The organism is Hymenobacter jeollabukensis (genome assembly GCF_005771675.1).
Taxonomy (GTDB): domain Bacteria; phylum Bacteroidota; class Bacteroidia; order Cytophagales; family Hymenobacteraceae; genus Solirubrum; species Solirubrum jeollabukense.
In genome coordinates, this window is the sequence record NZ_VAJM01000021.1 from 35,318 (window position 1) to 60,434 (window position 25,117).

Below are 25,117 nucleotides of genomic sequence, written 5' to 3' on the forward strand. Positions count from 1 at the left end.
AGGAAAGGGCATGCCGCAGCCACACCCGCAGAAGGGGGCGTGTAGCACTGACCAGTAAGTAGGAGGGAAGAGGCGCTAGCTGACCAGCTGCTCGTGGGCAGCCAGCTGCTCGCGCAGGGAGGTCAGTAGGGCGGCATCGGCGAAGAGGTAATGCTCGCAGAGCTGGCCGCCCACCGGCAGGCGCACCAGCTCCGTCTCGAAGCCAAATACGCGCAGGTGCTTTTGCACGAGGCGGTATTCCTCCCGCTGCAGGCTGCCGGTTTTCAGGCCCACGCTGGTGGTGTAGGGAAAGCCAAAAGCGGTACAAGTGGCCCGCAGGCCCCCGTGGGGCAGGCTGCGCAGCCGCAGCTGCACGTAGCGGCGGGCCTCGTCGTAGTCAATGGCCAGCGCGGGGTTGGGCAGCTGCGGCCCCAAGGCGACTGGGGAGGTAGGGGATTTTGCCGGGCGGCGGCGGGAAGCGACGGAAACAGGCATAGGGGAAAGAGCAACATGGAGCGGGCAGGCTCCATGGCCTTTCCGCTAGTTAGGAGGGGTAGTGGGCGACGCCGGAGCGTCAAACGGGGGGTTGTCGAACAGCTGGAGCTCGGCTTTGAAGCGAGCCAGGTTTTCCAGGGAGGTGAACAGGAAAAAATGCCGGCGCGACTGGTGCACGATGATGCGCAGCAGCTCGGTAGGAAACTGGAAGTGGGCCATCAGGCGCTGCAGCAGCACGGCCTGGGTTTCCTCCTCCAGCTTCTTGAGTTCAATCAGCCGGGCGTAGTTGAACTTGTGCTCCTGGGCCCAGGGCTTGAGCTGCCCGTGCAGCAGGGTGTTGAGGCGGTGGCGGATATAGCGCAGAACGGTAGCATAGGAAACAATCAAAGCGGGGTCCGGAAAGCCCGCATTTAGTGGCTGCTGGGGAGCAGTAGGAGGGACGCTTGGCGTTGCAGTAGGCATTAGAGCAAATAGGTGTGTGACGCAAGGTAACAAACCAGTCGGCCGTGTGCACTACCCGATTGCTGTCGGTACATGACTACACTGGTCCGACAGTCAAAACACCGCAAAGCTTCGGCATAGCTGCTGCAAAACTTCACCAAAACCAGAACTTATACGGAAGTGTTCCGTATAGTTGCCGCAAATGCTCACAAAAAACTTTGCTCCGCTTGCTTGAAACCGATGCTTTGGTTGCTGCTTTTTCTGCTGCTATCAGCCCTGGGCGTACTCTGGTGGCGTTTTGCCATGCCGGCAGGCCCCAGCGTAGCGGTAACCCCGCCGGCGCTGAGCGGCAACCATCCCTCGCTGCGCACCCGCCACTATCGGCTGGCTGATTTCCACCCGGCGCCCGTGGTTGTGCCACCGGCCCCGGAGCCCGCACATGAACCGGAGCAGCCTGCCATCAACCCACAAGAGGTACCAGCAGCTGCGCCTCTACTGACAGAGCCGGAGCAGCCATCGCCGCCGGCAGCCGAAGCCGGAGAGCTGCCAGAGGGTGCCCGGCACAATTACCTCTCCGCACCGGCCCCCACGGCCACCGACGCGCACAACCGCGGCGTGGAGCTCACTGCGGCCGAGCGCCGCGCCAAAATGCGCGCCCTGATGGGCACCGCCCTCGAAAACCGCCGCGCGGCGCCGTCCACCACCTGAAGATTACGCCCTCACCGATCTGCTTTTCCACACCATTCACCCACTTCCTTCTTTATGCAAACTCCCTTGCTCTCGCGCCTGCACCGCGGCGCCGCCCACGCGGCTGCCGGCGGGCTGCGCCTGCTCGCGGCGGGCCACGCCTACCAACCCTCCCGCGCCGAACGCTTCGCTATGGCCCTGCTGCTGGCCACTTCCCCGGATTTGGTATTTGGCCAGGCCGGCGCCGGCGGCCGCGCCGTGGGGGCCCTGCGCAGCGTGCAGACCATCGTCATCAGCATCGTGCAAGTGCTTTTCATCATCGTGCTGGCCATCGGCCTGGTGCGGGTGGTGCAGAAGTTTATCAGCGGCGCCCCGGATGCACTGGGCTCCCTGGGTTGGCTGATGGGCGGGGTCATCCTCTGGTTCGGCTTCAACTACTTCAAGGAAGACCTGGCCAGCGCCATGGGTGGGGGCGAAGGCGGGGTAACGCCCTAAGCAAACCGGCCCATGCGTTCCTACAAAAGCATTGAGCGCCCCGCCCAGGTGCTGGGCATGAACCTGCCGGACCTGGGGCTGGTGGTGGGCCTGTTTCTGGCCGCCGTGCTGGCCATCGGCGTCACGGGTCTGGTCGTCACCGTGCCGCGCTTTCTCTACCTGCTGATTCTGGTGGTGCTGGTCGTGCTGCTCTACGGCCTGCGCTACCTGGCCAAGCACCGTCCGCCGGGCTTTCTGCTCAGCTGGCTATCCTTCCACCGGCGGCAGCCGCGCCGCATTGCCCTGGGCCGCGCCCGGTCCGGGCCTTCGGCGGGCGACGCTACCGCACTTCTCCCTTCGCATGAACATTCTCCCCGCTAAGGCGGCTGACCGCACCGCGGACTTCGCGGACCTGCACCCGGCCTACGCCTACCAGGACGACAAGGTCATCTTCCGGGATGGCCGCGTGGGCGTCGGCTTCGTGCTCGAATGCCCCGAAATGGAAAGCTGGCAGGCCGAAGAGTTTGTCAACCTCCAGTCGGCCCTGCTCGGCGCTCTGCGCACGCTACCCGTGGGCACGGTGGTGCAGAAAACCGATATCTACTACGACCGGCCCTTTCAGGGCCTCGGCGGCGACGCCCGCCCCGGCTACTTCGAGGGCAAAATGAACGCGCACTTCGCCGAACGGCTGGTGCTGTTTCACCGCGCCTACCTATTCGTCTCGTTCGCCCCCTCGGATGAGGCCAAGCCCGTGCGGCCGAACGCGCTGAGCGCGCTGGTGAATCGTGCCGGTGAGAAGCTGGCCAAAAACCCGTTTGCCGGGGTGGTGCAGACTCTGGACGCGGCCGAGCGCCTCGCCACCGAGCTGCTGCAGAGCCTGCGCGGCCTCGGAGGCCTGGACTACCGCCGCCTTAACCAGACGCAGCTGCCGCAGGTCTTCACCCAGTACTTCAACCTGGAGTTCGACCAGCAGTCCGCGGGGCTAACCCGCGAAATCAGCAACGTGCCCGGGGCCTTCACCGTGGGCGAAAACCAGGTGAGCATCGTTTCGCTGGTGGGGCAGGGCTCGGAAGCTCACCCGGCCGTGCGCAACGGCTACGGGGTGACCTCGCCCATGCTCTACCCGCTCACCGCCTTCTTGTCCTGCCCGCACGTGCTCACGCAGGCCCTGCTGATTCAGGATTCGCGGGCGGAGCTCAAGAGCCTCGACAACGACAAGAAAATCAACAATTCGCTGTCTTTCCTGGCCACGCAGGACAACCACCTACGGGCTGCGGAGATTGATGAGTTCACCGCCGAAGTGCGTTCGGGCAGCAAGCAGGTCGTGGGCCTGCACCTGTCGGTGCTGCTCTGGGACGTGGATGACCAGGCCCGGCGGGAGCACGTGGAAAAGACCACGGCCGCATTTCGCGCCATCTTCGGGGCCGAAGCCGTGGTGGAAAGCTACCTGACCCTACCGCTGTTCTTCGGCTTGGCCCCCGGCAACGCCTACCAGGTGCCCGACCGCTGGCTGACGACCTCGGCCGACCGGGCGGCCTGCTACTTTCACTGGACCACCACCTACCGGCCCGAGTCCACCGGCGAGTACCTCTGCGACCGGTTCCGCAACCTGGTCAAGGTAAACCTGTTCAACACCGACCTCGACAACCAGAACGCGCTGGTCATCGGCCCCTCCGGCTCGGGTAAGAGCTACACCTTCGGCAACTTCATCGTGCAGCGCTACGAGCGCGGTGCCCGCCAGATCATCATCGACATCGGGGGCACCTACCGCAATGTTTTCCAGAGCCTGATGGGCCCGGACTTCGAAAACACCTACTTCGAGTACGACCCGCAGAACCCGATTGAGTTTAACCCCTTCCTGCTCCCGCGCGAAGGCGAAAACGGTCCCTGGCACTACTCCGACGAGAAGCTTAACTTCCACCTGGCTTTGCTGGCGGCCCTCTGGAAGGGCGGCAAGGATCGGGCCCTGAGCAAGTCCGAGCGCACCATCCTCTCGCGCTTTCTCACCGGCTACTACCACGACCTGAACCAGCATGAGCGGCTGGGCCAGTCGGACGAGGAGTTTCCGGGCATGGAAAGCTTCTACAAGTACGTGCAGCGCTTTGACCAATGGATGCGGGCCGAGACGCCGGCAGCAGGGGAGGGCGAAGCCTCCGACGAGGCCGCGGCCGTGCTGGCCCTGCAGCGGGCCCAGTACCAGACCGACATGAAGTACATCGACATGCACGAGTTTTTCCTCGTGCTGGGTGAGTTCGTGTCGGGTGGGCGCTACGCCAAGGTGCTCAACTCCACCCGCGAAGCCCAGCTGAGCCAGTACCCGCTCATCTGCTTTGACCTGGCACGGGTGAAGTCGGACCCGACTCTGTACCCCGTGGTGGCCATGCTCATCACCGAGCTGAGCCTGGACTTGTTCCGCCAGTATCCCGACGCCGTGAAGTACATCGCCCTCGACGAGGCGTGGGCCCTGCTTTCGGGGGTGCTGGAGGAGTTCATCGTCTCGATGTACCGCACCATCCGCAAAACCAACGGCAGCATCACCATCATCACCCAGGGCATCCAGGAAATCATTGACTCGCCCATCGGCTACACGCTGATTGACAACTCCTCCACGAAAATCATCCTGCGCCACGCCAACGAGGCCTCGCTCACCCGCCTGCAGGCCCCACTGGGCCTCACCGGCCACGAGATGGATCTGATTCGCTCGGTGCGCTCCACCGACTCGTTCCGGGAGTTCTTCATCAAGCAGGGCAGCCAGGCCAAGGTGTACGCGCTGGAGGCCTCACCTCAGCTCGACGCGGTGCTGACTTCTCGCCCGGCGGAACGCAACTACCTCAACCAGCTCGTGCGCCACTACCAGCGCCAGCGGCCGGTGGAAGTACGCGACGCGCTTGGCAACCTGGTGCGCGACGCCGACGGGCGGCCCACCTACACCACCGTCACCGAGCAGCGGCTGGACTTCGCCGTCGACCAGTTTGTGGAGGAAAAGCAGAAGCGCAAGGGGGCGCTGCCGGCATGAGTGCACCCCTGCTGCTGCTCGTCGGCATGGACCTCGACACCGACTTTATCACGGCCGCCGACGGGGCCCTGCGCAAGGTGCTGCAGGCTTGTCAGCTGTATCTGATTCCGCCGTTTCTCTCGGTGGCCTTGCTCTACACCGTGGGCCGGGGCTACCTGCAGGGCGGGCAGCTGCGCATGGACTTTTCGCCGCTGCTCAAGGCCTTGTTTGTCTACTTCATCCTGTTCTTCTACCGCGACTTCATGGACCTGATTGGCGGGGCTATTGGGGCATTTTCCAGCCTCGTCGCCCCGAGCGACCCCGGTGTGATTGCCCGGGCGCTGCAGGGGCTGACCAATCCGGCCGGGGCGCCCACCGTCGCGCCCGACCAGGCCGTCAACACGGCGGGCTTTGTCAACGACCAGGTGAGCAACATCACGTCCATCTGGGACAAGCTCACTCACTTCTCCCTGCTGAACCTGCTCACCGAACTATTTACCACGACTACCGTGGCCCTGATTCGGCAGCTGCTGGTGCTCGTGCGCCAGTACGTGGTGGCCTTCCTGTACGTGAGCGGCCCCATTGCCATCTGCCTGTCGGCGCTGCCGCCCTTCGCCCAGCTGGGCAAACAGTGGCTGCAGAATTTCATGGCCGTGCAGTTCTGGTCGCTCACCTACTCGCTGCTCGATACCATCTACGCCAACTACGCGGCCACCCGGCCCGCGACTGGCAACGTGCTCTTGCCCACGGGCATGACGTCCGGTGACTACGGCAATGATTTAACCTACCTGATTAACTCGATTGGCTTTGTCATACTCTACTGCATGGTGCCCTGGCTGACCAGCTTTCTGATTGGCTCCTCGGCCGTGCAGGGCTTCGTGGGCATGTTCAGCGGCGCCGTGGCCGGGGCCGCAGGGGCCGTGAGCGGGGTGGTGTTTCCCGGGGCCTACGGCGGGGGGGCCAGCGGCGCGCTGGGTCGCAAGATGGGCTTCGGGCCCGAGAAAGGTAGCAGTACCGGTGGCTCTGCCAGCAGTGCTCCGACGAGTTCCGCTTCGGTGGAGCTGCCCACTATGTCTTCGGCCGACACCAGCGCCCCCACGCGCCGCCGTCGCTAACCACTTACCCTGATGAAAAAGCTTGTTTGTGGCCTGCTCAGTGCGGGCCTACTGTTGCCCGGATGCAAAAGTGACAGCGAGAAAGCGGCCGACGCCTTGCAGCAAGTAGCCCGGGCGGCCGCCGAGTCCCCGGAAGCCAAAGCCCGGGAAGCGGCCTGGAAGCTGGCTACCACCCGGCCGGCGAAGCTGGCGGCCGGTGCTCCCAAGAATCTGCGCCTGGCCGTCGAGCAGTTGCTGCCCCTAGAGGGCTACCTGCAGGTGGTGTCAGTACGGGCAGTCAGTCCGGCCGAACCGGCTATCCTGCAGCTGCCCACCTTGTGGCGGCCGGTCAAAGGCAACTACCCCACGGTTGCGCCGGGCTACCGCCAGCCGTTTGAGGCCGTGCTGAAGTGGAAGCCCACCGGCTACGCGCCCGGGGAGAAAGTACCAACCGCCCTGGCCTTGGAGGGGCCCTGGGCACCCGATACCCTGCGCGGCTTTGCCCTGCGCGAGCCACAAGGTCCCCTGCCGGGTCAGGCTACGCCCGCAACTATTCTGGTGAAGGCCGGGCAGACGGTGACTGTGCGCGGGCTGCTCTACGCTTATGCCACCAGCCCCACTGCGGGCGACTCGCCCCGCCTGCTGCTCTACCCTTACCGCAACCCGCTCGGCCCGCCCGATACCCGCCACATGGTCTACCTGCCGCTCTAGGCCGGGGCAGTGGGGATAAAATTCCTCGGGGCCAACACCCTTTTCTCAACCAAAACTCCTTGACTTTCCGATGAATCCAGTGCAAGACCTGAATAAGTCCTTCGTCACGATGCGCACCATGGCGCTGGCCGCCCTGGCGCTGCTGGGCGTGGTCACGGTGGCCGCCGGCGCGCTGCTTTACCGCGCCTACGAATCCACCGGCCAACGCGTGTACGTGGTCAGCGACACGGGCTCGTTTTCGGCCCAGATTGGTCGCGGTACGGGCCACACACCCTTCGAGGCCCGCAACCTGGTCAAGACGTTTCTGCTGACCATGTTCGGACATGACCAGTACAGCTTCAAGCACAACCTCGACGCGGGCCTGCCCCTGATTGAAGAGCGTGGCGGGCGCTTTCTGTTCGAGAGCTTCCAACGAGGGCAGGTGCTGCAGAACTACATCCGCTACGGCGCCCGGCAGGCCGTGACCGTGGACAGCATCCACCTGGACATGAACCATCGGCCCATCACCGGGCGCGCCTACATCAAGCAGACGGTGTTCATTGGTGACCAGCAAAGCCAGAGCAAGCCCCTGGGTGCCAAGTTCGCCCTGGTCGAAACCGACCGCTCCGACGCCAACCCTTTCGGACTGCTCATCACTGACTTCGACTTCATCGCATACAACCCGCCTGTCACGCAGGAAGAGAAAGACCAGCTGCGTGACCAAGAGCAGGCCCGGCAACGCAAGCTGCGCGAAGAAGCCGAAGCCGCTGGCGTGCCCCTGACGCAACCGGCCCCGACCACGCCTGCCCCCGCAGCCCAACCTGCTCAGTAAGCTACCCCTATCCATTTCTTATGCGTTTTCTCTTCTCCTCCGCTTCCTGCGCGCTGCTGGCGCTTTTGCCCGGCACTTTGCAAGCGCAGTCCCGTGCTTCGACTACCACACCTTCTGCCAGCGTGCAGGCTCCGCATCCAGCCAACGTGGCGCCCAAGATGCAGCTGGAAATAGCGGTTTCGGATTCTTCCACTACTTACCTGGTATTTCCCGGCCCCGTCTCTCTGGTCGACGTGGGCCAGGCGCCGCACTACTTAGTCAAGATTGAAAGCAACGCCGTGTTCGTGCGGGCCAAGCGGCGCAACCCGCCGCCCACGCCCATTCTGGTGCGCTACGGCTCGCGCTATTGGATGGGGCACCTGGTGTATACCGGCCGACCGGTGCTGCAGCTCTACGACTTTCAGGACGGGGGCGCCCTGGGCGTCAGTGCTGGCGGCAAGGCCCGCAACGGGGCTGGCGTCGATGACGCACTGGCTCTGGACCAGGGCCGCGAAAAGCGGGAGCTGGCCGAAGCCCGCCTGGCCAAGCTGGCCACGGCCAAGCATCCTGATACAAGTGGACTGCGCACGGCTGACAACGACCTGGTGCTCTCGCTGGCCAACGTGCGTAACGACAAGGATTTTACCTACCTGCGCCTGAAGCTGCGCAACACCACCACCATCGACTACGCGGTGGACTTTACCGACTTCGAGCTGGTAGAAAACTCACGCAAGAAGTTTCTGGGCAAGAAGAAAAACGAGGCGCGACGGCCCCTTGCGCCCGCCGGAGGGGCGGAAAGCCAGACGATTCCGGCCCGGGCCACGGGCTACCTGCTCTACGCCGTGCCGCTGTACGCCGCCACCGACCGCGGCCACTTGGAAATCACGCTGCGCGAGAAGTTCGGGGCGCGGGTGCTGGTGCTCAAAGTGCCCAGCAAAGTCATCAACACGGCCGCTGCCATCTAATTCCTCTTTCCCATGTCCGAGCACAACATGCAGCCGGTGTACCCTGCCGGCGATACCACTGCTTCTGAATCCCAACCGGTGTCGGCCGCTGGTCCGCCGCCCGGCCACCAACCTCCGTCTCCGCGGGCGTCCGTGGGGGAGCTGGCCCGCCGGCACTGGCTCCCTCTGCTGGTCGGTATCGGCCTGCTAACGGCCATCACGCTGTTTTTCTACGCCCGCTCCCTTTCCCAGGAAGTCGCCCAACAGAATAACCCCGTCGCCGCAACCTCCCAGAACCTGGAGCCCAGCATTGCGCCGGCCACGCCCAGCGCGGCGCCGGCGCCAACCGATGTACTGGAGCAAAAACAGGCCGCAGCCCGGCAGGCCGGAACGGCGCCCGACGCCGTGCCGTCCCCGGACCAGCTGGCCGGTGGTATGGCCGTCGATACGGTTGGGCAGGCGGCCCTGCGCCGCCGTACGGCGTTGGCTGCCGCGGAGCGCCAGGCCCGCGCGGCGGCTAACCGTGCCGCCTTGCCGCCGCCCGACTCGACGGAGATAACCGCCGTTGATGCGCAGACCGGCGCGTACCGGGCCGTACGTGTTCCGGTGGTGCAAACCAGTTACCGGGGTAACAACGGGAGCTCAGACCCGCGCCGCCAACTGCGCGCCGGGGCCCGGCCCCGCACGGCCCCCGATGGCGTGCCGTACGAGCAAAACGATGACGTGCTGGATATGCTCGATGCAGCCTCCCCGGCTTCCCGCACCTCCTACGAACAGATGACCGGGCGCCGCTACTTTGACCGGCGCGCCGCCGTGCGCGCCGGCGGCGCAAACGCGGCTGGTAGTAATGCTGCGGGCTACGATGCCTTCGGGACCATCAAAGCCGGTAATTTCCGGTACGCTTCGGATAACCAGGCGCAGCTGCTGCCGGATATCTTCTACAAAGCAGTCGTTAACGGGGAGCAGAAGATTCGGACGGGTTCGGTGGTGCTACTGCGCCTGGTCGAGGATGCTGTCATTAGCGGGCAGACCTTCCCCAAAAACCTGGTGTTTGCCGGCGTGGCCAGCGTTGAAACCAACCACGTGGCCATTCGCATCTCGCGGCTGGGCCCTACCCGGGTGGCGGCCGATATCTACGATTACCATTATCTGCCGGGGCTCATGATTGACCCGCAGAAGCGTCAGCCCCTGCCAGCCGGGGACAACCCGCTGAACGATGCCCGCGCCATTGGCGCCCAGGAAGTAGGCCTGGCCATTGACCGCTCGGCCTCGGCGGCCAACTCAGTGGTTGGGGTGGGAGGCCGGGTAGCCGCGGCTATGGTAGGCCGGGCTTCGACGCCCCGCCAGAAGCTGCGCGACGTGCGCCTGCCCGATGGCTACCCGGTGCTCATCACCACGGGGGCTACCGATGCCAGCGCGCCCACGGCTAACAACTAAGTAGTACTTCACTGTCCAAGCCATGAAAAGGATTGTCGTTGCTCTCGCGCTGGCTGCTGTGGCTGGCACCGTTCCCTATTTCGCATCCGCCCAAATGGTTGTGAACGACCCCGTACACATGGGTGTGCACATTGGGCAGTTTGCCAAGCAGCTTAAGCAGTGGACCGAGACCATTAAGAACTACCAGGTCATCAAGGATGCCCGGCAAATAGCCGGCGTCACACGCGACATCACAGGGCAGGTCAAGGAGCTCACCTACGAAGGGCTGGAGCTGCAGAGGCAGATTCAGGCCGACCTGCGCAAGGTGGAATCGGTGAAGGATCTGCGCTACGCCAATCCGCTGGAGCTGTTTAGCCGGGGCATGGCTATGAACACCTCCTCCCAGCCGGACTACATGCCGCCGGTGAATAAGGCCCGACGCCTCCGGCAGGCCTTGCAGAACCGCACCGAGCGGGACGTAGAAACCGTTTACCAGGCTTTCTCTGGCCTCGACGTGGGCCGCGCCGGCAGCCAGTCTTTTACCTACCGCGACTACAAGAACATGCGGGAAGAGGCGTTTGCCTCCGCCTACGCCTACGAGGAAGTGGTGAAGAAAAAGAACGTGGAAACGGCCTTTAACTACCAGAAGATTGCCGACGAGATGACGGCTCAGAGCATTGAGCTTATGGCCACGCTGAAGAACCCCGGCCGCTACTCGATGACGGAGGCGGAGAGGCTACGGGCCATGGGGCAGGCCAATGACAACATGGTGAAAGCGCTGCAGTTGCGTCAGGAAGCCGACCGGCTAATTCAGGAGGCAGGTAAACCTGGGCCAGCCCGTCAGGCAGTGGAAGGAGCTTACCGCGACCAACTGTTGCAGAATCAGTTGCTGCGGAGCATTAGCCGTTCGGGCAAATTCTGACACTGGGCCTGAGAGTGTACTCTACTGTTGAGAACAAAAAACTCCCCGTAAGGCTGGTGCCTTCGCGGGGAGTTTTGATTGTGCCGCTGGCCGGCAACAGTTCAGGAATTCACAGTTAGTGCAAGCGCAAAGTTGCTTGGGCACCGGTCGTAAACCAGCAGTTCAGGATGCACGTTGGGCATTAAGTCCATTCCCACTGCCACGCCTATACTAAGCGGCACGCTGGGAAATAAATGCAGTTGTCGAGCCGACTTGTGCTCTTGCTCCAACATACCCAGGAACTGCCGGTAGCAGCCTCGAAAGGCTCCTAGCGTTGCTTGCGATGCTATCAGTCCAGGCACGGGCGTTACGCCAACAGGGCGCAACTCATATACAGTGAAGCGCTGGTCAAAGGCTGAGGGCAAATCAGCGATTGGAATAGTGCCGCTGATATTGACGATGAGCGCCACGGAATCTACCTGAGTGCCCTGCTGAAGACGTCGCCACTCAAATGCGAGAGTGGCGGCATCAGGCTGCCAATACCATTCTTCTTCCGCTACCCGGTGTCGCTCGAATAAAGTAACCCGCACTTTATTACCCAGGTGAAATCCAAAGTACACTAGGGCGGGAATGCGGGCAAAGGGAAAGATGGACAAGTGTGTAATATCCCCGGCTTTCACGGCATCCTGAATCTTGCCGATACCCTTGATAATAGCCGTTCGGGCTGCGCTCCAGTAGATTTCGAGGCTGGCATGGTCTTCGGGATTGCCCAGAGGAGTCAGCTCGATTTCGGTGCCTTCATTGCGAGGATCCAGGTAGAACTGGGCGAATCGGGGATTGGCGTGGCGCAGCGTTGTTTCGTTACACTCCTGCCGCGAGAGTTGAACAGTGTTGCTTCGGATGGTGCCGAACACCCGGACTACACACGTCTTTTTATTGCGCGGCAAGCCGGTTACGTGACGCATGTGAGCTTCCTGCTCTCGCTTCAGCTCGTGCAGCTTGGCAATGGTGAATTCACCCACGCCCAGCTTGTGGTCAATGGTATCGTGGTCGGGCTGACACAAGAGCATGAAGTTGTCAGGGTTTTCACGCTGCTCCTTGGTAAGGGGGGAATCGGTGCGGGGAGAACGGGGGTCGTCGCTCTGCCCCACGATATGGGCCATTTCGCCCCGGCGGTAGGAGTAATGGCCGATTTGTGTCGATTCGAGCAGCCACTCGTTGCAGAGCTGACAGCGTCCGGCGGCGCGGGTCCACACTTCAACCCGCACGCTTTCGGTAGGGGATGTGCGTTGCGCTTTCTTCTGCTTGGCCGGCTGACCAGCTGGTGCAGCAGGGGTTTTGCGGGATGTTTTAGCGGCGGGCATGGAGTTGTTGAAAACGGAGTTGGCGCAGCCGGGCTGCAATGGTAGGGCCGGAGGCTCGGCGTGGTCGTGGGGACGGCGGCGTGAGGGCAGTACTCCCGTGCGGAGTGCCTCCGCCACGCCATACCCGGTCGGGAAGCCAGTCTTCGAAGTAGTATAGCCAGAGCATGGCCCAGGGCAGCAGCGTGTGGGCCACCGACATGGTGCGGTTCCATTGTCCTTTGGCTGGCGTGTAAAGGCACAAATGCATCCGCTGCTGGCAGTATAGATGCGGAATCTCGCCAGGGCCTGCCAGAGCCCGTAAGTCCGGCTCAAGCACTTCTACCACTGGCGGGCCTAACCGAGCCGGCAGCGTGAGCCGCACCCGGTAGGTGCGGCTCAGGACAGTTGGCGTGAGAAAGCCCGTCCAAACCAGCCCGGCACTGGTGATGGACGCGTTACCCAGGGGCCATAGGGCCCGCAGGTTCGCCAGTTGCTGCTCCTGCGGCAGCTGGCGAGGGCGAGGAAAGCGCCCCATTATGCGGCCCCGAAAAAGTCCGTTTCCCGCCGGATGGGCAAGCCTGCCGCATTGACCAGGCCCTTGGCCCCGGCGCTTACTAGCGGGGTGAGCGTGGCCGCTTTTTGCAGACGCTGCGCATTAAGATTTGCCGTCTGAACGCCAAACGCCGGGTCCGTGTCACGGGTGCCAAACAGGCCCCGCATGGATTCTTGCAGCCGGTCGCGACCCTCAAGTTCGGCCAGGCGGCTGAAGTCGGCCAGAGCCCGTTGCTGCCAATCGGCGAAGGCCAGTTGATAGGCTGGGCCCCGCTTCCACTTGTCGGCGAAGTTCTCGCCGTTGGTGGTGGGGTTGGCCACTACACGCACGTACTGGTTGGTGTCGCGGTCCAGCTCCAAGCTTATAAAGTTAGGCATGCCGTGCAGCACGGCTAGCAATACGTCCAGTTCCGAGTCAAACACTTGGGTAGCTACGGCGTGCTCGTAGGCATGCGCGGCCAGTGTGGTGATGATAATGGAAATGGGCGCGAAATCAGCGTCGGAGCGATTTTCGAAATACAAGTCGCGGTGACGCTTGAACAAGCGTATCATGCTGCGCAGCGCCCCCTGGCCCTGCGTATGCTCCTCGGGCAGCGGGTCGGTTTGGCCCGAGAGGGCAATGTGGCGCTGCTCATAGGCCTTCTCCAGCAGCCGGAAGCGGGGCACCAGTACGGCTCGTTCCTTAAACCACGCTACGTAGCCAGCTGGGTGGGATTCCTTCCAATTGTGCAGCTCCCGGTCGGGCACAAGTAGGCCACCATTGGGGCATAGCGGGTTGCTCACGGCCACCGTAATGTCCATGTGAAAAAGATTGGCGTACACTACTCGGACGCAGCGATTCTTAAGCTGCACCATTTCTTCGTACGTCCCGTGTTCCTTTAGCCGCTTGAAGAGCAGGTCATACACGTTACGGGGCGTGTGTACAGTGTAGCCGGCAGCCAACAGGTGGCAAATGAAATCGAGGTCGTATTCCTCGCCGTTCAGCGGTCGGGTTACCGTTCCGAGGGCAAAAGAACCCTGTGGGAACATGCGGGGTTTGAGCTCGGCCAGCCGCGGGCAGTCTTCAAGCAGCTTTGTAAGCGTGTCATAACGCTTATTGGCTTCGTCGTAGCGGCTGCTTGGAATGTTGAGCGACTGCGAAACGGTTGTCAGAAGCTGGGCAACGCCTTGGCGACGCGCGAGCTGCGCGGGCAATTCGGGTATTAGTTGTTGAGGGGTCATGAGGAGGCTTCCTTGAGGCGCGGCTCCGCCAGCCGACCCTTAAGGCCGGTTTTTTTGATGGACGAATCCGCAGTAAAAAATGGGATTGATAAGGATGTGCCGGCCCGCCGTGCCAAAAGTGCACGCGGAATACCCTACGCCTAAAATCAAGCGAAGGAGGCTGCGTGCTGGTTAGAAACCAACCAGCACGGCAGGCCGAACATCCTTAAACTGTGGGTGGCCAGGCGCTACGCGCTGACCCATGGTGGGCGCCCCGGAAGCCTCAACGGGGGGCGATACGTCGAACCTGGCGACGGGTGAGTGCAGAGGGTATTGACCAAACGTAATTGTTTTTCGTACCTTTGCACTCCCGCTCACCAAGAGGCGGGATTCATGTATGGAGTAGGGGCAGCCATGCCCCGGCTTAAACTGAAGTGTGAAGTAGATTGGACCCCGCTTCGCACATCGCGTAAATTTTCGGCCAGCTTGCGCAGAGGTTCTCTGACGGGCTGGCCTTTTTCATGTCGTTGGCTAGGAAAAATTGAAACTGGGGAACTAAGCACCCTAGTTAATGCTTACAGCAGCTTCGTCAGCAAAGATACATCCTATCTTGGCACCTACAACATATTCACTGTTCTTTCGGTTAAAATTTATCCGATAGTAGGCGCATTATTTACGCCGGGCTGGGAGAAACCAGACCGGCGCTTGTTTCCAACAAGCTTTCCAGCTCTGCGAGGCGCTGTTGCCAATGCGGCCAATCGGGCATAAGGCGGGTCTGAAGGGCGTAGAAAGCCTGATTATGGCGTCTTATAAGTAGGTGAGCAAGTTCATGACACACGACGTACTCAATGCAGTGTCGTGGTGTTTTTACTAGGTCGGGGTGAAGAAGAATGGTACGAGTAGCGGCAGCACAGCTTCCCCAGCGGCTGGGCATGGTGAGTAAACGTAAGCGTAACTCGGGTCCGGGCGGCAGCAGCGTTGCAGGCAACCGTGCAAGAACTGCCGCGAACTCACGAGGCAAGTGACGTTGGGCCTGCTCGCGGTACCACTGCTTCACCAGCTGGCCTACCCGCGCGGTGTTGGTAGGGTCGGCAACAGTTACCAGGAGCCGCCTTCCTACCAACCGTACGGCTGCTGGGCCAGCTTCCACGCGCAGGCGGTACTGCCGTCCTAAGTAATAGTGCATTTCGCCGCTACGATAGTGGCGAGGCTGAGCCACGGCCTGCCGACGCTGGGCCTCCCATTGCCGCACCACCCATGGAGCGCGTTTACGTACGCTGTCAGCAATGGCCGCGCTGGTGGCGTCTTCGGGTGCAGCTACAAGCAGTCGGCCATCGGGCAGTACATTCAGGGCCAGGGTGCGGCGTGAGCGGCGCTCTATCACATAGCGAAGCGTTAGCGAACCAAAGTCGACGGAGCCGGTCTCGGGCTCTGTCGCCGCGGAGTTGGCAAGCGGAGGGTACACACTTAGCTCAGCCGCTGTTGACGGGTGGGAAGAGCGCGGCATTATGGACGGTAGCGAGCTTGGGCTAGCTGTTCCAGTTGCAGAATCAGGTCGTCGAGCCAGATGGGAGTAAGGGATGGTAGTAACCGACGCAAGTCCCAGGCGTGGTCCTCGAATGCTTGGCGCAACTGGCTGCTCACCCTCGACTGACGAGCGTCCACGCGAACGGCACCGGTAGCAGGGTCGGTGAGGACACGGCGCATGATAGACTCGGCCTCAGTTGCCCACTCGGCCACGGCTTCGGCAGGCAAGGAGGCACCGGTAGTCCCTGCTTCGTTATGCAGTTGGGGCTGCACCATTCGAAACACGGCGGCTGCCACGCTGTGACTATCCTGCAAAGCGCCTGGTAGGTCGTGCCTCACCGAACCGGGCTCGCCGACTACCGCTGCCTCGTGGGCACGGGCTTGGCGCAGCAATTCGGCATCGGCTAGGCGACCGGCTTCGTAATCAGCAAGGGTAGCTTTTATAAGGTCGGAAAACCGCTGGTTGAGGGCAGGGTCTTCGGCAAAGTGGTCGGTGACAGTTCGTAGAGTACGAGTGAGAATGGTAAGGGCCTGTGCTGTGGTGCCTTCCTGGGCCAGGCGGGCCACTTCGGCAGCGAATTTTTCGCGGTCGAAGATGTCCACAGGCTCAGTCAGCACGCGGATGTCGCCGGCGGTTACGTGCGTGTCAATCAACTGCTGCACCTGGGGTTCGTATTGGGCGTAGTCAACCCGCAGTGAGTACTGCTGGATGATGGCTCGCCGCAGGTTTTCAAAGAAAACCAGGTCCTGCTCGTATAGTGCCCGTTGCTCTGGAGACACGGTGCGCACCCACTGTAAGGTACTTAGTCCCAGCTGTAGCAAACGACCAAAGCGCCGTAGCCGCTCGAAAAACCGGGTGCGCAGCGCTTCGTCTGCCAGCACCAGAATGTAAGCGGCAGGATCATGCCGGTTCGATACATAACCCCTAAATAGCTCGTGTACGTCGGTGTGGGCCGCGCCCAGCTCCTCCAACTCGGTGTTCACATCGAGCAGGCTCAGTCCTGGCACAGCGGCGTCGTGCAAGGCCTGGGGGTCGTAGGTAGCGAAGTCGTCGGTTGCAAATTCTTCCAGGGCCGCGCTAAGCTCTGTGGTAACACCATCGTAATCAAGAATAAAACCGCGCGATTTGCCGGGCGCACAACGGTTGACGCGGGCAATTGCCTGAAATAAGGTGTGGCCTGTGAGGCGGCGGCAGAGGTAGAGCACCACGTTGCGTGGGTTGTCGAAGCCGGTGAGCAGCTTGTCAACCACTATCATCAGATCAGGCCCGCCGTCGGGATTCAGCCACTGGCTTTTTAGATTTTTCTCATACTGGTCGGGACGGCCGAAGCGGTCCATCATACGTGCCCAGAAGGTAAGAACCTCATCAGTGGGACCAGCGGCGTGGGCGTCGTCGTAACCCTCGCGCTCATCGGGCGGCGAAATCAATACCTCACTCGTTACCAAACGAGTTTCATCAAGCAAGCGTTTGAGTTGCACAGCGGCCCGCTTGCTGGGCGCAACCACTTGGCCTTTAAATCCACCCTCATTGCCTTTCCAGAAACGCGAGAAGTGCTTCGCGATGTCCCAGGCTTTGGCCCGCAGCACCTGCTGGGCTTGGTTGAGGGCCCCGCTGCGGCTGAACTTGCGCTTTAGGTCGGCCTGGGCGTAAGGCGTAAGCGGCTCAGCGATGTGATTGAAGTAGCGGTCGAGTGGGTCAGCGTTGACTTGGAAATCAGGCAGTCGGCTTTCGTACACCAATGGCAGAACGGCCCCGTCGCGTACAGCGTCGGTGATGGGGTATTTATGGAGAAACCCGCCAAACTGCTCGGCTGTATGCTTTTCGCCCCGCTGCAAGGGTGTGCCGGTGAAGGCCACAAACCGCGCCCTGGGAAACACCTGCCGCATTTGCACGCTCAATCGGCCGTACTGGGTGCGGTGGCCTTCGTCTACGAGCACAAACAGGTTGTCGCGCTCCACGGGCTGCAGGGTTTTCACCACTGCTGCAAACTTGTGGATGAGCGTGGAGATGATAGTGCTCGAATGTGCCTCGCCCAGCAGCTTCACCAAGCGCTGGCCGGTGCTAGCATGCTCCACCGACAGCCCTGCCCGCTTAAAAGTGTGGAATAGCTGCTCGTCTAGCTCCACTCGGTCGGTGACGAGCACAATCTTGGGATTCGGAAAAGCCGGGTGGCGCGTGAGCTGCCTGGCCAACATTACCATAGTTAGGCTTTTACCCGAGCCTTGCGAGTGCCAGAGCACGCCACCTGGTCGGGTGGGGTCGTCGGCAAGGCCGGCGAGGGTGCGGCGTACGCCGTAGTATTGCTGGTAGCGGGCCACCACCTTATGGCCGGCCTCGAACAACAAATAGTCGCGCACCAATTCCAACAGGCGAGCCGGTTCGCAAAGGTGAAACAGCAGTTCGTCCTGCTCGGTGAGCTCCCAAGACAGAGGAGCGCCGCCAGCCGGCACCGTAGGCGGGTGCAGGGCCGCGTGCTCGGGGTGCTGGCGTAGAGCGGCATACAGAGTCTCGTTGACGGATGCCTCGTTTTTGAGGGTTTGCAAGCGGGCTCGGCGGGCAGCATGGTCGGGGGTATCCTGAGGCCGCTCACGCCAGCGGGCCCACAGCTCAGTTGGGGTAGCGGTGGTGGCGTAACGGGCAGGACCAGGGCCGCACATAGCCATCAGCAGCTGAGCGTACACATATAGGCCCCGAATGCCGTCGGGTGCTTGGCTGCGCATATGCTGGCGGATGCCCTGGTGCTCGGGGCTGTTCTGGTCAGGGGCCTTGCACTCGATAACTACTAAGGGAATGCCGTTCACATACAGCACGATGTCAGGCCGGAAAGTATCGGCGCGACCGGAGCGGGCCACAGCCAGTTCCTCTGTCACGTGAAAGGCATTGTTGGCGGGCGTTTCCCAGTCGATGTAACGCACCGCGTGTGAGCGTCGCTCCCCGTTGGCCGTAGTGGTTTCATGGTAGCGGCCCAGCGTGAGCAGCTCGTGCAAGTGACGGTTGGCAGCCACGTAACCGCGCTCCAGGGGGTAGCGGCGCAAGGCCTCCACCGAGGTACGCACGCCGGCCTCGGCCAGTGGCTGGGGGGCCATACCTAGAGCAGGCGGACGCTGGTTGAGCTGAGCCAACGCCTCGTTCAGCACCGGGGTCAGCAGTACCTCGTCAGACCGTTGTCCGCGCAGGGTGCGGACTTGGGCAGGTGGCAGGTAGGTATAGCCCAGAGCCTGCAATAGCAAGAGCGCAGGCACCTTGCTGGCGGGTGTTTCGCGAAATAGAGAGGCCGTGGGCATAGCGGGTAGCAAAATGCAAGAGAAGAATTTTGCCTTATCAGGCCGATATATCACTCACCCGCAGCTGACCCGTGAGGAGTTGTTGCATGAGCCCTCGCTTTTGCTCCCGTAATGCCTTCAACTCGTCCTCACGCAAGCGGATTTCCTCGGCGGCCGTGTTGAGAACGGCTGCAATTGCTTGCTGCTCGGGAAGGGAGGGTATGAAAATGGAATGACGGAGAAAATCATTGAAATCAAATGTCATTTTCTCAATATGAACCCCATAGCTTGACACATAACAAAGTCTATAGAAAGCAGGCAGTTGAGAATAGAAATCGAAGAAGTTTATGTCCAGCTTACCAGAATCTTTTGCAACAAGAGCTAAATAAGAGCCGGAAATTTTGCGGCCATCATGTTCTGCCCTAACTAAGCCAGAAGCACCATGTACAACCTGCATTTTTGAAATCAGAAAATCTCCTGCCTTAGCGGTGCGCAGGTTTTTAGTTTTGATTTCGGAACCCTTGAGACTTTCGCGGTAGAACACACCACCTGAACGCCTCTTGATTGATAGCAGCTCATAAGTCTCGTCGTCATTCCAAGAGACAGGCCTTTTCACCTCGCGCAGCAAAGCACTCAACTTGTGCTTTTTCCACTCATCTGCAAATCCCGGTAGTCTCTTAGCACCCGTAAGCAACTGCTGCCGTAGGGCACGCTGCTGCACGCGCAAGGTTGTCAGTAGCTTAGTTTGGATTTGGATAGCCTCATCCCAAGTTACGAGCACGGCAGCAATGCTGCGCTGCTCTGGCAGCGGAGGAAGTGGAATCTTATAGCTTTTCAGGCTCGAAAACTCCAGGCTTTCTACTGTAGTGCCCACCTTGGCCGCGTACTGAAGTAGGCTCTGATTAAAGCCTCGCAGACAAAACAACACGTAATGCAGGTCATGCCCCTGGTCTAACCTTAAGCATTTCATGTCCTGATTGATTGCCACGGGCACAGTATTTACAGCTACAGGAATTAGCCTGCGCAAAATGCCGCTTCGCGTTACAACCAGCAGTGACCCAGCCGGAATCAAATTGGTGGCTGAATTGGCAATTGCTTCCTCTGTGATGTGGTCTTCGGCGTCGCTAACCCACAGGTGACGCATGTCTTTGGGTGAAACCCATGGAATGGTGCCTTCCGTCCAGTATGCGGCCTTGTCCTTACTAGGCGTGCCACCGCCGTACCATTTGCCTAACTCGCCGAGCGGTTTCATAACCCACCCGGTCGGCAGCTGTTGCGTGTTATTCATCGCTTTTCCGACTTTAGGTTAGTTACCGCTCAGCTCCTTTAAGTACTGTTGCATTCGCTGGCGTACATCGGTAAGCTGTTGTTCTAGGGTGTGGAGTTCAGCTTGCACGGTGGGCAAATCCACAGTGTCTTCCGCCTCGAAGGTGTCCACGTAGCGCGGAATATTGAGATTGAAGTCGTTGGCTGCCAGCTCGGCCAGAGTAGCGCGGTAGGCTAGACGGGGCTCCAGCACGCCGGCTGGCCCTGCGGCGCCAGCCTGCCGAAAGCCCTTCACTACGTCCACAATGCGGGCCGCATGCTCAGGCATCAGCATGGCACGGGTGCGCACGTCGGTGTAGAGGCGGCTGGCATCCACAAACAGAACGTCAGTGGTGGGGCGCTGCCGGCGCAGCAGGATAATAGCCGTGGGGATTCCAGTGCCAAAGAACAGGTTAGCTGGCAAGCCAATCACGGCTTCAATCAGGCCCTCCTCAAGTAATTGCCGCCGAATTTTCCCCTCGGCTGCTCCCCGAAACAATACGCCATGAGGTACTACCACGCCACCGCGTCCGTCGGTTTCGGTCATGGTTTCCACCAGGTGCGAGATGAACGCGAAGTCGCCTTTGCTCTTGGGCGGCAGCCCACGGTGGAAGCGGCGGTAGGGGTCGGCGGCGGCAGTCTCGTGTCCCCACTTATCGAGCGAAAATGGCGGGTTGGCCACCACCACATTGAAACGTAGCAGCCGGTCGCCGTCGGTAAGCAGCGGATTGGTAAGCGTGTCGCCCTGTACCAATACAGCATCGTCTTGGAAGTGCAGCACGCAGTTCTGACGAGCCAGCGCGTAAGTAGCTCCATTCAACTCCTGCCCATACAAAGCAAAGCTTCCCCCATTGGGTACCTGCTGACCAGTACGGATGAGCAGAGAGGCCGAACCGCAAGTGGGGTCACAGATTCGGTCGCCGGGACGGGGCTCTACCAACTGCGCCAACAACGCCGATACAGCTTTAGGCGTGTAAAACTCACCTGCCTTCTTGCCTGCATTCGAGGCGAAGCGTTCAATCAGGTACTCGTACACGTCGCCGATGACGTCTTGGCTCGTGAGGTGGTCTGGTGTCAGGTCGATGGCGCGGAAATCCTCAATCAAGTGCTTGAGGCGACGCTTCATGTCCTTGGTGGCACCGAGCTGAGCTTCGGAAGCGAAGTCAATGCCGCGAAACACCTTGTCAAGCTTGGCTCGGTTGGCATCTTCGAGCGAGTCGAGGGCGTGATTAATCAGCTCTCCGATATCATCCTGGTCGCGGCATTCATAAAGGTATTGGTAGCGGCTTTGGTCAGGCACCTGAAACCGCTCGTGACGCAATGCGCGCTGCACGCGTAGGTCGCGCTCAGGGTCAGTGGCGTACTTTTCTTCGTAGAAGCGGCGGCGCTCATCCCAGAGGTCCGACAGATACTTCAAGAACAGAAATGTGAGAATATAATCCTTGTAGGAGCTTGGGTCAATTACACCGCGAAATGAATCGCAGGCCCGCCAAACCGCGTTGAAAATTTCTTCGGTTGTGGCCGGGCGCGGATTAGCAGGAGCAGGAAACAGGGAAGTGGTCATTAAGAAGCAAAGGGCAAGAAAACAGAACAGTTACAGGGAAAGTTGAGCAGCGAAAAGCAGGTTAAATTCTGCTTCGCGCATCATGGTGAGACGCAGTGCGAGCCGTTTTTCCTCCAGACGCAAATGATTCAGCTCTACTAAGCGGCGCTGACCTTCCAAAGAAGGCAAGTGACCAGGCATAGGCAAGTCGAGCAGGTCTCGTTTATTGAGCGTAGCTACTGAAGTGGCACTCATGCGGCTTTGCAGTGCCAAACGTGTGGCTGGCTGGTTGAGCCAAATGGCTAAAAATTCGGGTTGGCATACCGCTGGGTCCGGGCGTAGCACCAGTAATGTAGTGGCAGCAGCTGCTGGCAGCCAGTGCGGCTCAACGCAGGCTGCCAGCAAACGGGCTCCTTTGGCAGCCAATAGCACATCGCCAGCTTGTAGAAGATGGTGTGAAGGCACACCATTTAAGGGTACCCGTACCCGGGGAGCGTCGGATTGCAATGAGCCATCTGTGGTAAAGTCGGCAAGCTGCAGCACGGCACAGTCGCCGTTGAGGGACGTGTCTTTAGGAGCAAACCCAGCAGAGACGGAAGTAAATTCGCCTAGATGTAAAGGGGCGATGGGCATATGAAATTAAGACAAGGAGTAACACAAAGGTATGCCCAAAATCCAGACTTCCAAATTTATTTTCTTGTAATGCTCATTATTTATAATGGAAATTAAGGTATGATAACTAAGACTTATCATACCTTATCCACTACTTTTGGGGACCGTACGTTTTTCGCGTTTTCACTCCTTGTATAATAGGCTGCCGTGAGCTCCGTCCCTGTCGTTCCCACATTATCCAACTCCGCCGGCCTAGCGCACCTGAACGAGCACACGACTCGCTACGTCGAGGCCGGCCTGCAGGGTGCCCCCAATACGGCCCGGGCGTACGCCGGGGACTGGCGCCGCTTCACCGACTGGTGTACTGCGCACGGACAAGTGGCGATGCCGGCGTCAGTGGATACGCTCGCGGGCTTTGTGACCCACCTGGCCGAAGCCGGCAAAAAAGTGTCGACCATTCAACGCCACTGCGCGGCCATCAGCAAGGCCCACGCGCTGCGCGACCTGTTCTCGCCAACGGATGATAAGAAATTCAAGGTACTCGTGGAAGGCATCAGCCGGTTGAAGGGCGTCCGGCAAAAGCAGGCCCCGGCGTTTTCACTGGCCAGCTTCAAGAAAACAATTAAGCACATCGACGCGTCGACGCCGGCAGGCTTGCGAGACCGGGTGATTCTGCTGTTGGGCTTTACTGGGGCATTCCGGCGGTCCGAACTTTCAGCCCTGGACCTGGACGATTTGACATTTTCCGAAGATGGGCTGACAATCAACCTGAAGCGCAGCAAGACCAACCAGCTGGGAGAAGCGGAAGAAAAGGCTATTTTCTACTCACCAGACCCCGAACTGTGCCCTATTCGCACGCTGCAGGCCTGGTTACGGCTGTTGGAACGCACTTCGGGACCCATTCTGGTTTCTTTCCGTAGGGGCGGTCGACTGACCGACCGTCGGCTGACCGATGTACACCTCAATAAAATCGTGCAACGGCACCTAGGTCCGAAGTTTACGGCGCACTCGCTGCGAGCCTCCTTTGTGACGGTCGCCAAACTCAACGGCGCCGACGACAGCGAGGTAATGAACCAGACCAAGCACAAGACAAGTGAGATGATTCGCCGCTATACTCGGCTGGACAATGTTCGGCAGCATAATGCGGGCAAAAAACTTGGTTTGTAAAAAAAGCACAGAATAGAAACTAACCCCTATGATGGTTAACAACCTTTCTCCGTTCTTTAGTAAGCTACGTTCTGTACTAACTGTTGAACTAGCCTCCGCTAAATCGGTGTGTGTGGCAGCTGCCTTGTTTAGCAAAAAAGGAGTTGAAGAGTTACAAGAACTAACACAGTCAGATGCCACTGTAGAAATTCTCGTCGGTCTTGATCTACCTACGCCCCCTGCTGCTTTGGCTCGGTTACTTAAATGGAGTCAAGAGTCCGAACGAGTATCAGTGCGGGTGTGGGTTACACCAGATACATATTTCCACCCCAAAGTGTACTTGGTCAAACAAGTTGATAAGTGGGTAGCTTTTGTGGGTTCAGCTAACTGCACCGAAAGTGGTTGGCAGCATAACGAGGAGTTGTCTACCCGGGTAGCTGGCACTGCAGCTGACGACTTGCAGGAGAGTTGGTTTAGACCCCGATTCAGAGAGGGCGTTCTGCTTACGTCTGAATTTATTGAGGAATACAGTGCTTCTTTCGCGTCACGAGATGAAGCTGACCAGGCTGCTCGGGAAGCTGCTCGAAAAGCCCGACAGGCTTGGCAAAAATGGCTTGCTGAACAAAGAAAGGCGGCCGAAGCAGCGGAAATAGAAACCTCTCTCAAACGTCCCGTGCGGCTTGGACAGTATTTCCGAGAGGAACATTATGCAGCGTTTGATGGAACAATGCCTCTCAATGAAACAGCGGCTGCCAATCGTGAGCGATACAAAGTGTACGATCAAATGATGCGGCTCCATCGCTCGCTGGAGCCACTAGTTGTAGCAGCTGGCTGGGACTTGCACCCTCACTACGAGCCTAGTAATGTGGTTTCGTCACCGGAGCATACCTCGCGTACAGAAAAAGCCATTCGGGCGATGTGGCTGAACTATGGACGTCATAAAGATGATATTAAGAGCTACGGTAGGGAGTTTACTCCTATGGTCTTTATACGATTGGAGGTTATCATTTTCAACAACCATCTTGCTACCTGGTGTCGCATCGGTAAAGACGGAGCTTTCGACCGAGATGCTTTTAAAGCGAAGATGCTGGAACCTAGCAACCGTGCTGACTATTTTGCTTTGTTGCAGGCGTTAGGTGAGCGGTACTTCATTGAGGTGCAGGGCATTAAAAAGACTGCCAATGCTTTCGAAAGTGCTGATTCATTAGCCAATTTTGTGCGCAGTGACAGACAAGGCAGTTATTTGGTGATCGGCAAAGACTATGAACCTAATGACCATGAAATTTCAGAAGCACTTTTGCCACAAACTATCATGCGTGATTGGGCTCACCTGTATCAAGTCTATCAATGGATGAGGCGCCACGAGCGCTAATCAATCGATAATCATTGAAGCTTTTGAGGCTTATGAAATCTATTACTTCGCATTCGACATAAGCTGAACTGTAAGCTTAGCCACTGGTTAGAGACTAGAGAATAGCTTTTATAAGCTTAAGGCACCCTGCTAAGGTAACTTTCGCCACTGTCACCATGAGAATGGATACCTTTGACCAGCTTGCAGAGCAAGGTCAGAGCTTTTTGCAAGGCTTATAAAAACTATTAATAAGTCCTCCTGCTGCATGCTACCGTCGTTCTCCATATGGCGAGCAAGGCCTAAAATAGCAGTAAAAGGTAATAAAATCTTATAAAAGTGCAATCGCA

Annotated in this window: 21 protein-coding genes; 12 read left to right on the forward strand and 9 right to left on the reverse strand. The window is 59.7% G+C overall.

Going from position 1 to position 25,117, the window contains the following annotated elements:
• Window positions 1-75 precede the first annotated feature (75 nt).
• The gene (locus FDY95_RS25430) at window positions 76-474 is read right to left on the reverse strand and encodes a hypothetical protein (RefSeq protein ID WP_138082472.1); all 399 of its coding nucleotides are present in this window, start codon (window positions 472-474) and stop codon (window positions 76-78) included.
• 45 nt (window positions 475-519) lie between these two features.
• A complete protein-coding gene (locus tag FDY95_RS25435) occupies window positions 520-861 on the reverse strand; it encodes a hypothetical protein (RefSeq protein ID WP_138082474.1) in 342 nt (113 codons plus the stop codon).
• 294 nt (window positions 862-1,155) lie between these two features.
• Here FDY95_RS25435 and FDY95_RS25440 point away from each other — a divergent pair, with 294 nt between their 5' ends.
• From FDY95_RS25440 to FDY95_RS25485, 10 genes are all read left to right on the forward strand, one after another.
• The gene (locus FDY95_RS25440; RefSeq protein ID WP_138082476.1) at window positions 1,156-1,623 is read left to right on the forward strand and encodes a hypothetical protein; all 468 of its coding nucleotides are present in this window, start codon (window positions 1,156-1,158) and stop codon (window positions 1,621-1,623) included.
• A gap of 54 nt (window positions 1,624-1,677) precedes the next feature.
• Window positions 1,678-2,097 (forward strand): DUF3810 domain-containing protein, encoded by a 420-nt coding sequence (locus FDY95_RS25445; RefSeq protein WP_138082478.1) that lies wholly within the window; start codon window positions 1,678-1,680, stop codon window positions 2,095-2,097.
• Window positions 2,098-2,109: 12 nt separating this feature from the next.
• Window positions 2,110-2,457 (forward strand): hypothetical protein, encoded by a 348-nt coding sequence (locus tag FDY95_RS25450; RefSeq protein ID WP_138082480.1) that lies wholly within the window; start codon window positions 2,110-2,112, stop codon window positions 2,455-2,457.
• Window positions 2,438-5,092, forward strand: a complete 2,655-nt coding sequence (locus FDY95_RS25455; RefSeq protein WP_138082482.1) for a VirB4 family type IV secretion system protein — start codon at window positions 2,438-2,440, stop codon at window positions 5,090-5,092. The genes FDY95_RS25450 and FDY95_RS25455 overlap by 20 nt, the downstream gene beginning before the upstream one ends.
• Window positions 5,089-6,186, forward strand: coding sequence for a conjugal transfer protein TraG (locus tag FDY95_RS25460; protein ID WP_138082484.1), 1,098 nt, complete (start codon window positions 5,089-5,091; stop codon window positions 6,184-6,186). Before FDY95_RS25455 ends, FDY95_RS25460 begins: the two co-directional genes overlap by 4 nt.
• Window positions 6,187-6,198: 12 nt before the next feature.
• Complete coding sequence (locus tag FDY95_RS25465; protein WP_138082486.1) at window positions 6,199-6,876, forward strand: hypothetical protein; 678 nt, start codon at window positions 6,199-6,201, stop codon at window positions 6,874-6,876.
• Window positions 6,877-6,946: 70 nt separating this feature from the next.
• On the forward strand, window positions 6,947-7,687 hold the full coding sequence (locus FDY95_RS25470; RefSeq protein ID WP_138082488.1) for a conjugal transfer protein TraK: 741 nt from the start codon (window positions 6,947-6,949) through the stop codon (window positions 7,685-7,687).
• 20 nt (window positions 7,688-7,707) lie between these two features.
• Complete coding sequence (locus FDY95_RS25475; RefSeq protein WP_138082490.1) at window positions 7,708-8,631, forward strand: DUF4138 domain-containing protein; 924 nt, start codon at window positions 7,708-7,710, stop codon at window positions 8,629-8,631.
• Window positions 8,632-8,643: 12 nt separating this feature from the next.
• Window positions 8,644-10,047 (forward strand): conjugative transposon protein TraM, encoded by a 1,404-nt coding sequence (gene traM, locus FDY95_RS25480; RefSeq protein WP_138082492.1) that lies wholly within the window; start codon window positions 8,644-8,646, stop codon window positions 10,045-10,047.
• Window positions 10,048-10,069: 22 nt separating this feature from the next.
• On the forward strand, window positions 10,070-10,948 hold the full coding sequence (locus FDY95_RS25485) for a hypothetical protein (RefSeq protein WP_138082494.1): 879 nt from the start codon (window positions 10,070-10,072) through the stop codon (window positions 10,946-10,948).
• A gap of 101 nt (window positions 10,949-11,049) precedes the next feature.
• Here the strand turns inward: FDY95_RS25485 and FDY95_RS25490 are convergent, their stop codons facing one another.
• From FDY95_RS25490 to FDY95_RS25520, 7 genes are all read right to left on the reverse strand, one after another.
• The gene (locus tag FDY95_RS25490; RefSeq protein ID WP_138082496.1) at window positions 11,050-12,291 is read right to left on the reverse strand and encodes an SAVED domain-containing protein; all 1,242 of its coding nucleotides are present in this window, start codon (window positions 12,289-12,291) and stop codon (window positions 11,050-11,052) included.
• A gap of 513 nt (window positions 12,292-12,804) precedes the next feature.
• Window positions 12,805-14,043, reverse strand: a complete 1,239-nt coding sequence (locus FDY95_RS25495) for a nucleotidyltransferase domain-containing protein (RefSeq protein WP_138082498.1) — start codon at window positions 14,041-14,043, stop codon at window positions 12,805-12,807.
• Window positions 14,044-14,695: 652 nt separating this feature from the next.
• Window positions 14,696-15,529, reverse strand: a complete 834-nt coding sequence (locus FDY95_RS27180) for a M48 family metallopeptidase (protein WP_138082500.1) — start codon at window positions 15,527-15,529, stop codon at window positions 14,696-14,698.
• Window positions 15,529-18,834: a type I restriction endonuclease subunit R gene (locus FDY95_RS25505; protein ID WP_138082502.1), complete on the reverse strand. Its 3,306-nt coding sequence runs from the start codon at window positions 18,832-18,834 to the stop codon at window positions 15,529-15,531. The genes FDY95_RS27180 and FDY95_RS25505 overlap by 1 nt, the downstream gene beginning before the upstream one ends.
• Window positions 18,835-18,871: 37 nt before the next feature.
• Window positions 18,872-20,101: a restriction endonuclease subunit S gene (locus FDY95_RS25510; protein WP_138082504.1), complete on the reverse strand. Its 1,230-nt coding sequence runs from the start codon at window positions 20,099-20,101 to the stop codon at window positions 18,872-18,874.
• An 18-nt stretch (window positions 20,102-20,119) separates the two neighbouring features.
• Entirely contained in the window at window positions 20,120-21,682 is a 1,563-nt protein-coding gene (locus tag FDY95_RS25515) for a type I restriction-modification system subunit M (protein WP_138082507.1), read from the reverse strand.
• Window positions 21,683-21,712: 30 nt separating this feature from the next.
• Entirely contained in the window at window positions 21,713-22,294 is a 582-nt protein-coding gene (locus tag FDY95_RS25520; RefSeq protein WP_138082509.1) for a restriction endonuclease subunit S, read from the reverse strand.
• A gap of 186 nt (window positions 22,295-22,480) precedes the next feature.
• On the opposite strand from FDY95_RS25520, the gene FDY95_RS25525 reads away from it, so the two are divergent.
• Window positions 22,481-23,440 (forward strand): site-specific integrase, encoded by a 960-nt coding sequence (locus tag FDY95_RS25525; protein ID WP_246074125.1) that lies wholly within the window; start codon window positions 22,481-22,483, stop codon window positions 23,438-23,440.
• A 28-nt stretch (window positions 23,441-23,468) separates the two neighbouring features.
• Window positions 23,469-24,791, forward strand: a complete 1,323-nt coding sequence (locus FDY95_RS25530; protein ID WP_138082511.1) for a phospholipase D-like domain-containing protein — start codon at window positions 23,469-23,471, stop codon at window positions 24,789-24,791.
• Window positions 24,792-25,117 lie beyond the last annotated feature (326 nt).